Here is a 15651-nt window from a genome sequence, read left to right as displayed (position 1 = left end):
ACTTTAATTGTTATTGAGTAATTGGGTATAAGCCTCGATCAAGTTGTTGATCATCTCGTCCTTAGTGAAGGTGTCATCATAGCGCTGTCGAGCCCCCTGGCTATAGCACTTCCATAGCTCAGGATCTCCACAGATCTTATGAATAGCCTCGGCTAAAGCTTCGGGATCACGCACTGGCACATTGAGTCCCGACACCTCATGGGCATTGACCCAAGAGACCCCAGACTCTGGGATCTTAGTAGCGACCACAGGACGTCCAAGCGACATCGCTTCGACGAGCACAATCGCATAGGCTTCAGTCTTCATGACCGAGCTGAGACAGAAGACATCACAAGCTCCGAAGTAAGCCTGCTTCTTCTCCTCCTTGAGCCCACCAAGTAGGGTCACTCGCTCCTTCAGTCCAAGCTCTTCGATCTGTTGCTGCAGTTGCTCCTTGAGCGGGCCATCACTACCGATCAAGAGGACATATTCTTCGGGCAGATGAGTCATTGCGGAGATGAGATACTCATAGCCCTTGTAAGAGACGAGACGTCCCATGCTGAAGATGATCTTCTTCCCAGGATACTGAGCACGGATATCTTTGATCTCATCCGAAAGCCAAGGATAGGGATCGACTCCAATGGGCAGGAAGGAAGTCTTGTGCTGCACATCCTTGAGGAAGGGCGACTCCTCGACATAGACTGGCGTAGTCCCAAGGATCAGATCCGCACGCCGTATCAACCAGCTCTGAAGAGGCTTGAAGAAACGGAGGAGGAACTTCTGCTTGAGGATATCGCTATGCCAATGTAGGACCACCTTCCCCTTATAGCCTGAGAAGAACAGAGCCAAGGCTGCCATCGGGTCGGGATGGTGCACATGGATGATGTCATACTTACGGCGGATACAGCGCAGGCGCCAGATGAGCTGAGGAGAGATCATCGTAGCGGCGATCTCAGCCAACTTCTGGGTACGCAGGACACGCGCATGCTCGGAGAGGATGACATTCTCTGTATTGCCATTCCGAGAGACACAGAGCATATCGGAGGGGAAGCCTCGTTCGGCTAAGCCCTCGGTGAAAATCTCCATGACCTTCTCTACCCCACCCTTGATGGGATAGAACTTACCAAGTTGTAATACCTTCATCATGTTGTGCCATATATACGAGCTTGCAAGTGTGGGGCCGGAAGAAAGCCTTGCTAATCACTACACCTCGAAGAACGTGTAAGATACTCGCTCCAGTGATCCGCTCCATGCTTCCCCACCTTAGCTCAAGAGCTCCGGAAAGGATGAGGGCGTGAAGCCTTTGTCATCATCAGAAAAAGAACCCATACATGGGTACCACGGGGGACCCATTCATGGGGTCCTGGAGCGACCCATGAATGGGTCTGTGCTCCACCCCATGCATGGGGGACTAAGACGAGGGATCTCGTCAGCTAGAGAAGCTGTTTCAATCCTCGGAGAGAAGGAGCTCGAAGAGCTCGACCCAAGAGCTTGCCTTGGGCTGCTGTAGGGGACGAGGATGGACAGGTGCCAGCCCCTTATGATCCCCCGAGAGGACACGCTCCATCGCCTGGGCTAGCGAATCGGCAGAGGTGGAATCAAAGAACCCTACTTCACGAGCACCCGCTGCTGTCTCGTGAGCAAAGGGAAGATCAGAGAGGAGCATCGGCCGGTCATAGGGCAGGAACTCCGAGATCGGCAAGCCCCAAGTCTCGATGCGAGAAGGGAAGACGAGGCAGTCCGTGCTCGCATAGGTAGCCTGAAGGCGCTCCTTAGTCATGAAGCCCGAGAAGTCTAGGCTCGAGACGTGCCCCCAAGTTTTGCGAAGCCAGGAGGCATACTTATTCTCGGAGCCATCGATCGTCAGGATCACACGGAAGACATCCTTACCGACCTTCCCCTCTAGACGCTGAGCAGCTTCGCAGAGGAGCTCAAAGTTCTTATGGACATCCGCTGTAGCTGCGTAGAGGAAGGTAAATGGACGTCCTGCACTTCCCTCTTCTGGCGCTTGGGGAGGAAGGGTCTCTCGCTGCGGAGGTGCTACGATGAACCGATCTTCGGGAAGCCCAAACATCTGGCTGAAGCCTTCTCTAAGCCACTGCTGTTGGACGACAAGATAGCGATTTTTGTGAATACCAATCCGATACGCAAAGCGAGTGAACATGGCAAACAGCGGGATCTTCTTGTCGAAGCGGAAGTCGCTCCATCGCCATCGAAGGAAGGGAAACGAAGTCTGGCAATAGACCGCCTGACGTCGGGCCTTCACCCGTGGCGTCGTATCATGAAGGGAGAGCCAAAGGTCAATCGGCCCCAGCTCTCGAGCGATACGCCCCATCGTGACGTACTCACACCAGAGGCGCTTCCCCCAGCCTTCGATAGCCCAGGGAATCTCGATATAGCGAATATTCGGATAGTCAGCGAGCTCACGCTGGTGCACTAGGGCGATCACTTCATAGCCCTTACTTGGCGCCCACTCGGAGAGGAAGGCTAGGCACTGGCGAAGGATCGTGAGTGTCCCCCCCTTACGGAGATTGACTGCCGAGATGACGATCTGCTTCATAGTCCGGCGGTAGGCTTAGTAGGGACAAGCTCGGAGAAGAGTGTGAGCCACTTATTCATCACAGCATTGACTTCATAGCGGGCGGAAGCTTCTCGGGCACGCTGCCCCATGCAGACACGCTTCTCTTCCGAAGCCATCAGAGTACCCAGGGCCTTGAGGAAGATATCATCCTCGCCCATAGGGATGAGGAAGCCGTCTTCTCCATCATGGATCACGTCACGTGGGCCACAAGGACAAGCGAAGGAGACAATAGGAAGCCCCATCTGTTGCGCTTCGATCAAGACCATAGGAAGGCCTTCGTAGCGAGAGGTCATCGCATAGATCGAGGCACTGAGATAGACCTCCTTCATCTGATGGGTCGGCTGAGCAAGGGTCACTGAGCTGGATATACCCAGCTCCTTGACCTCTTGTTCAAGTTGACACCTCTGATCCCCATCGCCATAGATCTCTAGCGTCCACTCGGGGAACTGTGGCGCAATACGAGCCCACAGCTGAAGGAGCTTGGAGAAGTTCTTCTGGAAGTCATATCGCCCCACAGCGACGACCTTAGTCGCCTTGCAGGAAGAAGTCTCATCAGAAGTAAAGGGAAGGGGATTAGGGATGACTCGGATATTGGGTAGTGCGCCCCAATAGCCCTGGTCTTCAGCTGTCAGCACGACGAAGCGATCGAAGGGCTTCACAGTCCATTCGTCCATCTTGGTGCGCAGGATATCTACGAGTCGCCAGAGTCCTGTACGGCCATACTGCAGGCGCTTTAGCTTGGAGAAGTGATACTCTAGGATCTTCTTGCTACCGTCCTTGATCTTGGGGAGGAACGAGGAGTCATCCCCAAACATCGAGATCACGATATCGGCACGAAGCTCCAGGAGCAATGCCTGTAGACGCTGCTTATGCAAGCGCTTCTTACGGGGGTAGGCTAAGGCTTTGGCAAGAATACCCTGACCATTGTTCTCATCATAGTTGATCCCAAGGTCATACTGCTTGACAGACTCGTCAAGCGGGAAGAAGGGCTTCGCACCACGCTGGTCCGTCGTGATGATGATGAGCTCATGACCAAGGCCAACTAGGTAGTTCACCTTACGTGTCAGGACACGCTCCATTCCCCCAGAGTTGGAGGTAGCGGGGATACAGTAGACGATTCTCATGAGACAATCGATTCTTCAGGGATGATTCCATTGATGCGGTCACTCTCTTCTGCAGTGAACCAGAAGAAGAAAGCATAGATCATCAGGATGTCCGTAGATACCTTCATCCAAACAATGAATGTCATCGCTAGATAGCCAACAAAGAGCCAAACATAACGGGGGTATTTCCGAGCAAAGAAGTAGGCATAGTAGACAAAGCTCAGTGCAAAGACCACAAACCCCGTAAGCCCAGAGTAGAGAATCAAGCGGCAATAACCGATGTCAGTCCCGTAGGCAAACGCGTCATAAATACCACTTCCAATAATCCAAGTCTTGGTATCCGAAGGCCATTTCCACATGGTCTCTAAGACCTCCGTAGATCCCGTGGTAAACTCCCCACGCTCGAAAAAATTAAAGAATCCCTCAAAAGCAAAGCGCAACAGATCGTTATAGTACTCATCTGTATTATACAGATAAATACCAACAGCAGAGAATAGCAAGGCCCATGCAACAAATGCCCCAAAGAGGTAGCCTCCACCTTGCATTCGTTGTCCAAGATGGTTGATCTTCAACACAATCATCAGAAGTAGCCCCACGGCTGTTCCTGTAAAAGTCGTACGGGCTACCATACACCCAATACCAGTGATCACGAAGAAGGAGAAAAGCAAAAAGAGCACCTCTCCTTTATTTCTTCGAACAGAGTCCTCTACCCCAAGCGTAGCCATAATAAGGATAAGAACAAGGGCAAAGCGCACCCCAGCTAAGTCGAGCGATGTACTGAAGCAACGGATACGATTAATACGATCGAAGAAGTCTCTCTCCCAAACCACAATCTTTCCATTGAACTCATCAAATGCAGGGCTATTATCCATGATGAGCCCCGTGATACACTGGAAAAGAGTCACAGCGACTAGGTAATAGGTAATAAGAGGAAGGGTTACCTCTCCATGTGTAAGTCTAATTAAGGCAATGGCTGGGTAGACGCTAAAAATCCAGACAAGGAAGGTGGTGACATAGTTAGCATAGCTATAGTCATCCGTGGCATTAAACTCGATTGCAAAGATATTGATGATGGAATAGAGCCCCGCAAAGAGCAAACCGACTACCATCACCTGGGGCAACTGTACATTACGACGCAAGAGAGCATCATAGCCAAACCACAACAGGCCAATGACGGCCACAATCATCTTCGTATTAGGCCCGCCAGGCCAAGCTGCCAGGTCAAAGGAGTAGTACGAGCATGTGATCAGTACCCCTATAAGAATCATTAGGAGGATCTTCCTCATAAAAAGTAGAAGCTAAGGGCTACCGGTATAAGATTTTATACAGCCATCGCATGATGACCTTATTGTAGAGTACGACAAACCAGAACTGCTCCTTGGCCGCCATATACTGTAGGAGTTTGGTACGGAAGGGAAGCTCTTTGTTCTTCAATATATACTCATTGCTCTCTGAGTACATTGCTCCCCAGCGATCGAAGTCATCACGTCGCGTTGAGATAAGAAGAGGGAGCTTCAGGTTGAGCTTCAGATAGTGAAGGAGCTCTAACTCTTGTGTGGCTTCATGTGTCGTGAGGTAAGACTCTAGCTCCCGAACATTCGTCTCCACCTGTTGCCAATGCTCAGGGCGATAGACATTCGTGATCTGCTGATCAGAACGAACGTAGGTGTAGAGAGGCTCATGGATAATCGAGACCGAAGATGCTCGATAGAGGAGCTTCCCCATGACCATGAGATCTTCGCCCATATTCACCCCGGGCAAGAAAGGTGAAGCACCGAGTGCATCCATCAGCGATCGGCGAATCATGAAGAGCCAGAGGTTCCACTTCATCTTCCCAGCAAAGATCTGATGCAACGCCTCTATCCCAGTCTTCACTTCAGGTTGACTAATATGACGTAGGCTAGATCCTTGAGAAAGGTGATATTCACATCCGATGATATCAGCTCCTGTCTGCTGAGCCCGCTGCACAAAAAGCTGGATAGCCCGAGGATTCAGCTCATCATCTGCATCCACGGAATAGATGTACTCACCACGCACGGCGGAGAGTCCTGTATTTCTTGCCGAAGCTACCCCTTGATTGACTTCATGGTGGAGAATATCTACCTCTATCCCCAGCTCTTCCAGCTGTGGCTTCTGTCCCATTAAATAGACAAGCCCACCATCAGGGCTACAGTCATCAACGAAGATGATCTGTAGATGACGATAGGTCTGAGCTTTCAGCTGAGCAAGGCAAGCCGGTAAAGTCTGCTCGGCCTTGTAGACAGGGATAATAATCGAAACGAGGGGAGTCATAAGAAGCGAGTCTAAAGTAGCTGGATGGGTGAGTTCGCACTAGTGAAAGAGTAGCTATTCACAGGAGCTCTATCCTCTGGAAGCGGCATACTACCAGCGATCTTTCTGGAGATCTATTGCAGAGATCACCCGCAGAGATAAGACGCAAGAGTTAGCCCTTATCTATTCCTTATCCTGATATATCGGGAAGTATTTTCTACCCGCAGAGCAAGGTAAGATACTCACATTAAAGAGGAATGACCTCCCCCAAGAAACGCTAGATAGGCTTCTAGAGGGAGATCATTCTTCTGTGTGCCACCCTGGCTACGATAGACGTAGCAAATGGGAGGCTAGGAATAGCGAGATACTCTTATTCAGCCACCTTGCTCAGAACAGAACGGCTGCAACGCGGGTCGTTGTAGTACATGTTAGCTACGCCACCCTGAGAATCCTTCTTAAGCTGAGACTCGGATACACCGAATTCCTTCACGAGGCAATCGTAGACAGCTTCAGCACGCTTGCGAGCGAGGAAGATGTTACGCTTCTTGCTACCGGTTCCCTTATCAGCAAACCCAGTGACTGAGTAGACGAGCTTGGGGTTAGCCTTGAGTGCATCAGCAAGGAAGCCGAGGTTGACACGATCCTTGTTGCTGAGCGTCCAGCGGTTGATTGGGAAGGTTACGAGGAGAGGGATAGCCGAAACGACATTCTCTGGAGTAACTTCACGGTTGAGAGCAGCCTCTAGCTGACGACGGAGGTCGTTGTTCTGATTTTCGAGGTCGCCAAGGCGGTTACGAAGATCGTTGAGGACATTCTCATTGACACGGATCGTAGTGTTAGTGCTACGGTCCCAACCACGACGAGGGATATTGTAGCTAACACCAAGCGTAGCGGTCAGAAGGCCTTCACCCCAGCTACCAGAGGTCAGAGCGATCTTACCCTGAGGAGTGAGAGACGCATCTTCCTGGTCGAAGTGGTCGTTGAAGAAGGCACCACGGATATCGAGGTTGATATCGAGGGCACGGCTAACACGGAAGCGGTTCAGGATACCGACGCTAGCAGAGAGCTCGTGAGAGTGTTCACCTGAGGGAGAAGCCTTCTCAAGGCTAGCTGCGAAGCCAAGCCCTGCGTAAGGGATCAGCGAGTAGAAGCGATCTTCATTGTACCCGCAGACGAGCTGAGAGAGGTTGAAGAGGACATCAGCGTGAGCGTGGATATACTGCTGTTCCGTTTCGTAGAGAGGATAGCCAACATTAGCAGGAGTGTGCTGATAGACCTTCCCAGTACGCGTAGCAGGATTCCAGTCTACGATGTAGCCAGCGTAGTTCTTGTAGTTTACGCTAGGATGGGCAAGACTGTGACCAGTCCAACCTGATACACCCTTGATCTTATAGCCGTTAGCGCCGAGACGAATCCCGAGACCAGGAGTGAACCACTTACCAAAGTAAAGTTCGAAGTTAGGGGTGAGACGATCGACGAAGCGCATCTGCTTGTCGTGGTCACCGAAATACATCTGAGCACCAGCACCGATACCGATGAACCAGTTAGCACCAAATCTATTCGTTTCGACTCTGTACTTGTCTGCGTCTCTGACTTCCACCGTATAGACGGAGTCAGTCATCTGCTGTGCGCGCAGTGCTGGAGCCATAGCAAGGCAAGCAACCGCTGCAACTAAACTCTTTTTTAACATCATGTTCAAATAATATATTACGTTTTCTGTTCTGTAATCGGATTAAACACCAAGCCCTACGAAGGGAATACCCTCTCGAAAAGCTGAAGTCCGACCCTCCTTTTACCACCCAAAGCCATCGTGATGGAGGTGGGAGGATTCGGGGAAGAGGTAGCCCATCAACCAAAGCTTCAAGGCTACGCCACATATCTGTGGAGCCCGAGCAAGCACCATAAAGGGACACTTACACACGGGACAAAGATATAGCTTTTTAATGTAATTACAAATACTCACAACTCGCCAGAGTCCTTTCCCCAGGCCCTCATTTACAAGAATCACCCCATATCTACACCCTAAAGGGAGGACATCAGATACATATCCCGTACGGTCCACATGCCCGACTTCGCCCTAGTCTAAATGAGCATCTACACATTGTGGCGAAGTCGACCCGCACCTAGGAGTCGAGTCCCAGCTCTGTCGCAACCGAATCATCCGCTTGGCACAAGGCTAGCAGAGCTCGATGGGCGGCATCTTGGTGGGCAACCTTCTTATTTGGACCACTTCCCACCCCCACCTTGCGATCATCTACGTAGACGGCACACACGAAGAGGGCACCAGCACGCTTGGGTTCCTGAAGCATCCTGAAGTCTAGGACGAGGTGATGCTTCTGTGTCCACTCCAGCAGGAGTGACTTATAGTTCGTCGTTTGCTCTCGAAGGCTTCCCTCCAGCTTAAGGAAGAGGGGGAGGACCTTCGTCAAGACAAAGGACTCAGCTCGTGCATAGCCATGGTCAAGGAAGATAGCCCCGATGAGCGCCTCAAGGGCATTACCATAGATGTCCGCACTACCCTGACGAGCCTCTCGCCGGATCTGGAGGAGCCGATCAAGCCCCATCTGCTGAGCCACGGCGTTGTTCACCGCCCGCTTGACGATCGCACCACGACGCTTGCTCATCTCGCCCTCATCCCAATGGGGGTGCTGACGATAGAGGTAGTGACTCATCGCAGTGGCAAGGACCGAGTCACCGAGGAACTCTAGGCGCTCATTATTGACCTTGAAGCCCTCTGCGTCGAGCTTACTCATGGAGCTATGCCGGAATGCCAAGTCGTAGAGCTCGGGATCTCTAGGCTCGAAGCCAAGGAGCTCGACGAGTAGGAAGAGAGGCTCCTTGGGGCGTCGCCCAAAGAGCCTCATGAGTCCATCTCGCACAATACGTATAATCATAGAGCTAAGTCCAGATCTTTGACGATACGCTTTTGTGGAGCGAGTTACTTGACGTACTTCTTGAAGATCACGCTCGCGTTGTGCCCACCGAAACCGAAGGTATTCGAGAGAGCAGCACGGACGGTACGGTGCTGAGCCTTGTTGAAGGTGAAGTTCAGCGCATAGTCGATCTCAGGATCTTCGTCATCTGCAGCGTGGTTGATCGTAGGAGGTATGATATCCTCTTCTACTGACTTCAGAGCGAAGACAGCTTCGATAGCTCCAGCAGCCCCGAGGAGGTGACCCGTCATGGACTTGGTAGAGCTGATGTTCAGCTTATACGCTGCATCACCGAAGACTTCCTTGATCGCCTTAGACTCGGAGATATCCCCGACAGGCGTAGACGTCCCGTGTACATTGATGTAGTCAATGTCTTCGGGAGCGAGTCCAGCATCCTCAAGAGCATTCTGCATGACGAGCTTAGCTCCCAGCCCTTCGGGGTGGGTAGCTGTCAGGTGGTAAGCATCTGCAGAGAGGCCCGTACCGACGAGCTCTGCATAGATGTGTGCACCACGAGCCAGAGCGTGCTCGAGCTCCTCGACCACAAGGCAAGCAGCACCTTCACCCATGACGAAGCCGTCACGTGAAGCGCTGAAGGGACGAGAAGCCCCCTGAGGATCATCGTTGCGTGTGGAGAGTGCATTCATTGCGTTGAACCCACCGACACCAGCAGCACAGATAGAGGCTTCAGCCCCACCAGTGATGATCACATCTGCCTTACCCAGGCGGATGAGGTGACAGGCATCGATCAGTGCGTTCGTGGACGAAGCACAAGCCGAAGCCGTCGAATAGTTAGGCCCATGGAAGCCATACTTCATCGACACATGACCTGCTGAGATATCAGAGATCATCTTGGGGATGAAGAAGGGGTTGAAGCGAGGACCAGACTCTGCGTTGTAGCCACGCACCTCCTCTTCGAAGGTACCTAGCCCACCGATACCGGAGGCGATGATGACCCCGACACGGTTTCTATCTGTCTTCTCTACGTCAAGCTTGGAATCGGCGATACTCTCTTCAGCTGCCACCATAGCAAATTGAGCATAGCGATCTAAGCGGCGAGCCTCTTTCTTATCGATATACTTAGCGACGTCAAAATCCTTGACCTCACAAGCAAACGTAGTCTTGAACTTCGAGGCATCGAAGAGTGTAATGGGTCCTGCCCCACTCTTACCTGCTATGACAGCCTCCCACGTCTCGCGAGCCGTAGCTCCGAGAGGTGAGATAGCGCCTATTCCCGTGATGACGACTCTTTTGAGTTCCATCTGCGAATTCCTTATATCTGAAGAAAGGGCTGATTAAGCCTTCTTGCTTTCGATGTAGCTGATAGCGTCACCGACAGTCTTGATACCCTGAGCGTCCTGGTCGGGGATCTGGATGTCGAAAGCCTTTTCGAACTCCATGATGAGCTCTACGGTGTCGAGGGAGTCAGCACCGAGGTCGCTGGAGAAGTTTGCTTCTGGAGTTACTTCGCTAGCTTCGCAGTTAAGCTTTTCGACGATGATTTCTACTACCTTGTCGTTGATCTGTGACATGATTCTGTTTCTTACTTGGTTATAATATTCTTACTTTACTTGCATTCGGTTACCTTTGTACCTATAGAGTACTCAGGGCTGATGCATCCGAAGCCTCACCTCTTAGTCCTAGGCACTGAGCAGACACTGCACAGATAGGCTTCATCTGTGCACAAAGATACAACTATTTATGAAACAAATAGCAATACTCGCTTCTGGCAACGGATCCAACGCCGAAGCCATCGTGCACTATTTCCGCTCTACTAGGGAGGCTGAGGTGGCTCTCATCCTCACCAATAAGCGAGAAGCTGGAGTCGTCGAGCGGGCGGAGCGCCTAGGCATCCCGTGCCACTACTTCACCAACAAGGAGCTTCGTGAAGGGACAGCTCCTCTAGCTCTGATGCGTGAGAAGGCGATCGACCTCATCGTCCTGGCCGGCTACCTCTGTCTGATCACTCCTATATATATAGAGGAGTATCCGCAGCGCATCATCAACATCCATCCGGCCCTACTCCCAGAGTTCGGAGGCAAGGGGATGTACGGGGCACACGTCCACCGAGCTGTGCTGGAGGCTGGCAGGAGCCACAGCGGGATCACCATCCACCTCGTAGACGAAGACTACGACCACGGGCATCATCTCCTGCAGGCTACCTGCCCTGTGCACGAAGGGGACACGCTGGAGACGCTAGCCAACCGTGTCCACGAGCTGGAGCACCGGTTCTTCGCTCCGACGATCGCCCAATACCTGCGCTTCCTCTAAGCCTACGCCCTTAGGGGCGAGCTGAAGCCTACCATAATAATAGAGCCTCCCTACTTGTCCGCCTCGATCGAGGACGGCAAGTAGGGAGGCTCTTTTTGTGTAGGTAGCTACGGCTACTCCTTCTTAGAGGAGAGCAGGACCTCTACCTCATCGACGATCTTGTCGGCAGCGGAGGTGAGGGCAAGCTTACGTATCTCCTCGGAGAGCGAAGCACACTGCGTAGCGTCCTTGACCAGCGCAATAGCCCGAGGCGTCAGTTCCTCTCTTGCCTCCTTGTCGGGAATGAGGATCGCCGCTGAGCGTGTCGAGAGAGCCAAGGCATTCTTCGTCTGATGGTCTTCAGCCACATTAGGGGAGGGTACGAGGATCGTCGGCTTACCTAGGAGACAGAGCTCAGAGATGGCACTTGCTCCGGCACGAGAGACCACGACGTCGGCGATGGTATAGGCTAGATCCATACGCTGGATGAAGGCAGACGAATAGACAGGGAAGTGGTAGCCTGCTAGAAGCTCCTTCGCCTTCTCCTCGAAGCCTACCCCGGTCTGCCAGATGAGGGCGACACCCGAGTCCGCCCATTCCTTGAGGCGAGATCCAATGCTCTCATTGATACTACGAGCACCTAGGCTACCGCCCACGACGACCACCACCCGCTCTGTATCCAGAGGGAGACCGAAGTGCTCCAAGGCTTCCTGTCGCCCTGCCTTGAGGTGCTCAATAGCAGGACGAATGGGATTGCCCGTCAGGACGATCTTGTCCTTGGGGAAGAAGCGCTCCATGTCGGGATAAGCGACACAGATCTTGTCGGCCCGCCGTGCGAGGAACTTATTCGTCACCCCGGCGTAGGAGTTCTGCTCCTGGATGAGCGTGGGGATACCCAGGCTCTGAGCAGCCTTGAGCGTCGGAGCACTGGCATAGCCTCCGACACCGATGACGATCTGGGGCTTGAACTCTCGGATGATATCACGAGCGGTGATGAGTGCACGCAGGAAGTCACGTACGACCCCCACATTGCGCCACAGACGCTTTCGGTCAAGACCTCGGATCTTGAGTCCTCGGATGGGGAAGCCCGCTTGGGGCACACGCTGCATCTCCATACGTCCCTCTGCCCCGATGAAGAGGATATCTATCTCAGGGTAGCGACGGCGGAGAGCTTCGGCGATGGAGACGGCGGGGAAGATATGACCGCCCGTTCCTCCACCGCTAATGATGGCTCGCTGTATCATAGTGTATCTAGTTGTTCGTCTTCGTTGGGCTCTACGGCATCGTCCTCTAGAGGGAGGTCCTCTACTACGGCCTCTTCGATGGGAGCTTCGACACGCTTAGGCTTATCGACACGCGATGCTCCGATCATGATCCCGAAGGCCATGCTGGTAGCGATGATCGAGGAGCCCCCATAGCTGATCAGAGGAAGGGTCTGCCCCGTCGTGATGACCCCTGAGGCTACGATCATATTGACCAAAGCCTGTAGCGGATAGAGGATACCGAAGCCCTTGATGAGGTTGCTTCGGTAGACGTTGGTCTGCTTACGGGCCTCCCGATAAGCGAAGAACATCCAGCAGAAGTAGAGGCTGGGGATGAAGAGAAGCCCCAGGATCCCATACTCCTCGATGATGATGGCATAGAGGTAGTCGGAGTAGGCGAGCGAAAGGGAGTCACGCATCTTACTCTTCCCTGGACCTCGCCCTATGAGCTGCGAATTAGCAATAGCCATGCGCCCCATCTGCTCCTGACGGTTGGCGTCGGTGATAGCGAAGCGATCGGTCTGCTCCGTGAGGGCGCCATGGATACGATTGTGCCAAGTGAGGGTACGCCCGACGAGTAGGCTCTCTGGAGCGAAGAGGATATAGAGGGCGAAGAGCGCTGCCATGATAGCACCTAGCCCCGACACCCAATACATGAAGCGCTTCGGCGCCTTCAGCACCCACGAATAGAGGTAGAGGAAGGCGATGAAGATCAGGAAGGTCGACAGGTTGCCCAGCATCACGAAAATGGAGAAGAACAGGATGCGTAGCCAATAGAAGGCATAGGTCTTCACCTTGCGGGGGTCTTCTTCCTGATCCTTACCCGCTACGAAAGCTCCCCAGATGACCATGTAGACACGGAGGAATTCGGCCGGCTGGATGGTGATGAACCCCAGGTTGATCCAGCGCTCTGCTCCATTGGCACTATGCCCGAGGAAGACCTGTGCGAAGAAGAGGATCAGCATCACGAGCGTGCTCACCCGAGGCAGGACGTAGCGGTAAGCCTTGCCCGAGAGCATGCTCATGACGATGGCTGAGGCTACGCCGATGACCAGCATCAGCGAATGCTTGAGGATGGGGTTGAGTCCCCCTCGGGAGATACTCTTGTAGTACTCCGAACTGATCGCACTCGAGACGGTGATCAGCGAGGCGAGGATCAGGACAAAGTAGAGGAACCACAGGAGTCCATTCCCTGCGAAGATCCGCTGATACCAAGAGCGACTCTTGGGGGCGTCGAGCACGGCGCTAGACATGCTTCTCCTCGTCTTGGATCAGCGACTGCACGACTTCTCGGAAGCAATCACCACGGTGGATATAGCTCTGGAAGAGGTCGAAGCTCGCACAGGCAGGTGACAGCAGGACGGTATCCCCCGGCTGAGCCATCTGGCGGGCATGCTCTATAGCCTCCTCCATCGAGAGAGCAGAGGCGATCTGAGGGACCTTGCCGTGGAAGCTCTTGTAGAGCTTGAGTACATCGGTGGTGAGGAAGACCAGACCTCGAGCGCCAGACGTGATGAGGTCGGTGATATCCATGTAGTCATTCCCCTTGTCTTCGCCCCCGAGGATGAGCACGTAGGGCGTGGTCATCGTGCGAAGAGCGTAGTAGGTGGAGCTGACGTTGGTAGCCTTAGAGTCATTGATATAGCGTACGCCGTCGAGGACACCGACCTTCTCTAGACGATGGGGGACATTGACGAAGTCCTTGAGCGCCTTGGCAAGCACCTCAGTCGAGACCCCTAGGCGCAGGGCTGCGATGGAGGCCGCCATAGCATTCTGCAGGTTGTGCGGTCCCTGTAGGGCAAGCTGATCGATGGGGAACTCGAACTGATGATCGTCGAAGTGGAGGCGCATCACATTGTCATCCGACTTGTCCGCTGCCGAGCCCACCTGAGGATAGGTCAGGAAGGGGAGCGTCTGCATGGGCATAGGCTGATGAGCCATGACATAGCGGGAGATGAACTCGTCTTCACCCCAGTAGATGAAGGCATCCTCTGCGGTCTGATTCTGCAGGATGCGCATCTTCGCGAGAGCATACTCCTCGAAGTTGTAGTGGTAGCGATCAAGGTGGTCGGGCGTGATATTCATCAGCAGAGCGATGTGCACACGGAAGCGGTACATATCATCCAGCTGGAAGCTACTTAGCTCGACGACGAAGTATTCGGGCTGGTCCTCAGGGATGACTTGACGGGCTAGGCTGAAGCCGACGTTCCCCGCCAGACCGGGCTTCATCCCGGCCTCGGAGAGGATATGGTGTAGCCACATGGTCGTCGTCGTCTTACCATTGCTACCTGTGATACCGATCACCTTACCCTTGAGGTAGCGACCGGCCAGCTCGATCTCAGAGATCACGGGGATACCTGCCCCACGGATGGCCTGCATGATGGGTGCCTTCTCGGGGATACCTGGGCTCTTGACGATCTCCTCGGCACGGAGGATCAGTTCGGTGCTGTGTGTGCCTTCTTCGTAGGGGATACCTTGCTCCTCGAGCTCAGCCTTGTACTTCGGGGCGATGTGCCCGTAGTCGGAGACGAAGACGGATATACCACGGCTCTGGTATAATAGGGCTGCGCCGACACCACTCTCGCCAGCGCCAAGGACTACGGCCTTGTACTTCTCTTCTATCATAATGTTGCTCTCATTGATGCACGCCGAGGGTGGGGAGAAGACGTCCGTCTCCGCCCCACCTTCACACGGGTCTTTTGGGACTACAATTTTCGCTATTTTCTGCCACATTTGCAAGCCGATACAGGGTGCAGACCCCTCCTATTCTCTTAGGGCAAGGCGGGGGGCTCTCTGAGGGGGCAGAAAAAAACCTACTGTAGGTCGTCGAGACGACCCACGGTAGGTCGCCTTGACGACCCACAGTAGGTTTTTTCGGCGACCTACCGTAGGGTCCTTTTTGACCCTCCGAGAAGTCGCTCTGGGAGCGGGTAGTTTCACCCACCTTTTTCATCGCCACGAAGCCCCTCCCTTCACCCCAGACTTCCCATCCCTACGACTCGGGGGGCTTTTCGCTATCTTTATATGGCTAAAACACCTACTGACTAGAAGTGACAAGTAGCCTAATGATGAACAAATTGAACTTTTGCCCCATGATTACAGATGAGGCCAAAAGGCGACAGGGAATGTTTGTTGTAAGGGCAGTCTCAGCCTTACTCTTCTTCTCTCTATTCCTTCTCTCTGGAGCGAGGATCTCTGCCCAGACGCAAGTAGCTTCCCTACGCGACAAAAAAAGGATATCAGAGGAGAATCGAAACTTTCCTCGAGACTAC

The 15651-nt window shown here is 53.3% G+C and carries 14 protein-coding genes; 2 read left to right on the top strand and 12 right to left on the bottom strand.

Annotated elements, in window-relative coordinates:
* Positions 1 to 3: 3 nt before the first annotated feature.
* From HMPREF1556_RS07230 to HMPREF1556_RS07190, 9 genes are all read right to left on the bottom strand, one after another.
* Positions 4 to 1122 (bottom strand): glycosyltransferase, encoded by a 1119-nt coding sequence (locus tag HMPREF1556_RS07230; protein WP_044125462.1) that lies wholly within the window; start codon positions 1120 to 1122, stop codon positions 4 to 6.
* Positions 1123 to 1426: 304 nt separating this feature from the next.
* The gene (locus HMPREF1556_RS07225) at positions 1427 to 2539 is read right to left on the bottom strand and encodes a glycosyltransferase family 1 protein (protein WP_021667760.1); all 1113 of its coding nucleotides are present in this window, start codon (positions 2537 to 2539) and stop codon (positions 1427 to 1429) included.
* Complete coding sequence (locus HMPREF1556_RS07220; protein WP_021667759.1) at positions 2536 to 3684, bottom strand: glycosyltransferase family 4 protein; 1149 nt, start codon at positions 3682 to 3684, stop codon at positions 2536 to 2538. Before HMPREF1556_RS07220 ends, HMPREF1556_RS07225 begins: the two co-directional genes overlap by 4 nt.
* Complete coding sequence (locus tag HMPREF1556_RS07215; protein WP_232299054.1) at positions 3681 to 4850, bottom strand: hypothetical protein; 1170 nt, start codon at positions 4848 to 4850, stop codon at positions 3681 to 3683. The genes HMPREF1556_RS07220 and HMPREF1556_RS07215 overlap by 4 nt, the downstream gene beginning before the upstream one ends.
* A gap of 118 nt (positions 4851 to 4968) precedes the next feature.
* On the bottom strand, positions 4969 to 5955 hold the full coding sequence (locus HMPREF1556_RS07210; RefSeq protein ID WP_021667757.1) for a glycosyltransferase family 2 protein: 987 nt from the start codon (positions 5953 to 5955) through the stop codon (positions 4969 to 4971).
* A gap of 349 nt (positions 5956 to 6304) precedes the next feature.
* Entirely contained in the window at positions 6305 to 7624 is a 1320-nt protein-coding gene (locus tag HMPREF1556_RS07205; RefSeq protein ID WP_052332635.1) for an OmpA family protein, read from the bottom strand.
* Positions 7625 to 8057: 433 nt separating this feature from the next.
* On the bottom strand, positions 8058 to 8828 hold the full coding sequence (rnc, locus tag HMPREF1556_RS07200; RefSeq protein ID WP_021667755.1) for a ribonuclease III: 771 nt from the start codon (positions 8826 to 8828) through the stop codon (positions 8058 to 8060).
* A 44-nt stretch (positions 8829 to 8872) separates the two neighbouring features.
* Positions 8873 to 10129 carry a beta-ketoacyl-ACP synthase II gene (gene fabF, locus HMPREF1556_RS07195; protein WP_021667754.1) on the bottom strand — a complete coding sequence of 419 codons (1257 nt, stop codon included), beginning with the start codon at positions 10127 to 10129 and terminating at the stop codon, positions 8873 to 8875.
* A 33-nt stretch (positions 10130 to 10162) separates the two neighbouring features.
* Positions 10163 to 10399 (bottom strand): acyl carrier protein, encoded by a 237-nt coding sequence (locus HMPREF1556_RS07190; protein WP_021667753.1) that lies wholly within the window; start codon positions 10397 to 10399, stop codon positions 10163 to 10165.
* A gap of 169 nt (positions 10400 to 10568) precedes the next feature.
* Here HMPREF1556_RS07190 and purN point away from each other — a divergent pair, with 169 nt between their 5' ends.
* Positions 10569 to 11138 carry a phosphoribosylglycinamide formyltransferase gene (gene purN / locus HMPREF1556_RS07185; protein ID WP_021667752.1) on the top strand — a complete coding sequence of 190 codons (570 nt, stop codon included), beginning with the start codon at positions 10569 to 10571 and terminating at the stop codon, positions 11136 to 11138.
* Between the two features lie 113 nt (positions 11139 to 11251).
* On the opposite strand, the gene murG is transcribed toward purN, so the two are convergent.
* The 3 genes from murG to murD are packed head-to-tail and all read right to left on the bottom strand — an operon-like array spanning position 11252 to position 15004.
* Complete coding sequence (gene murG / locus HMPREF1556_RS07180) at positions 11252 to 12361, bottom strand: undecaprenyldiphospho-muramoylpentapeptide beta-N-acetylglucosaminyltransferase (RefSeq protein WP_021667751.1); 1110 nt, start codon at positions 12359 to 12361, stop codon at positions 11252 to 11254.
* Positions 12358 to 13632, bottom strand: coding sequence for an FtsW/RodA/SpoVE family cell cycle protein (locus HMPREF1556_RS07175; RefSeq protein WP_021667750.1), 1275 nt, complete (start codon positions 13630 to 13632; stop codon positions 12358 to 12360). Before HMPREF1556_RS07175 ends, murG begins: the two co-directional genes overlap by 4 nt.
* Complete coding sequence (gene murD / locus HMPREF1556_RS07170) at positions 13625 to 15004, bottom strand: UDP-N-acetylmuramoyl-L-alanine--D-glutamate ligase (RefSeq protein WP_044125379.1); 1380 nt, start codon at positions 15002 to 15004, stop codon at positions 13625 to 13627. The genes HMPREF1556_RS07175 and murD overlap by 8 nt, the downstream gene beginning before the upstream one ends.
* Before the next feature lie 443 nt (positions 15005 to 15447).
* Between murD and HMPREF1556_RS08900 the strand changes: the two genes are divergently transcribed.
* A partial coding sequence (locus HMPREF1556_RS08900) for a hypothetical protein (RefSeq protein WP_232299050.1) occupies positions 15448 to 15651 on the top strand: 204 nt, incomplete at its 3' end.

Origin of the sequence: Porphyromonas sp. oral taxon 278 str. W7784 (genome assembly GCF_000467855.2) — a bacterium.
Lineage (GTDB): Bacteria > Bacteroidota > Bacteroidia > Bacteroidales > Porphyromonadaceae > Porphyromonas.
Note: the sequence above shows the minus strand (reverse complement) of the source record. Positions and strands in the feature narration are given on the sequence as shown.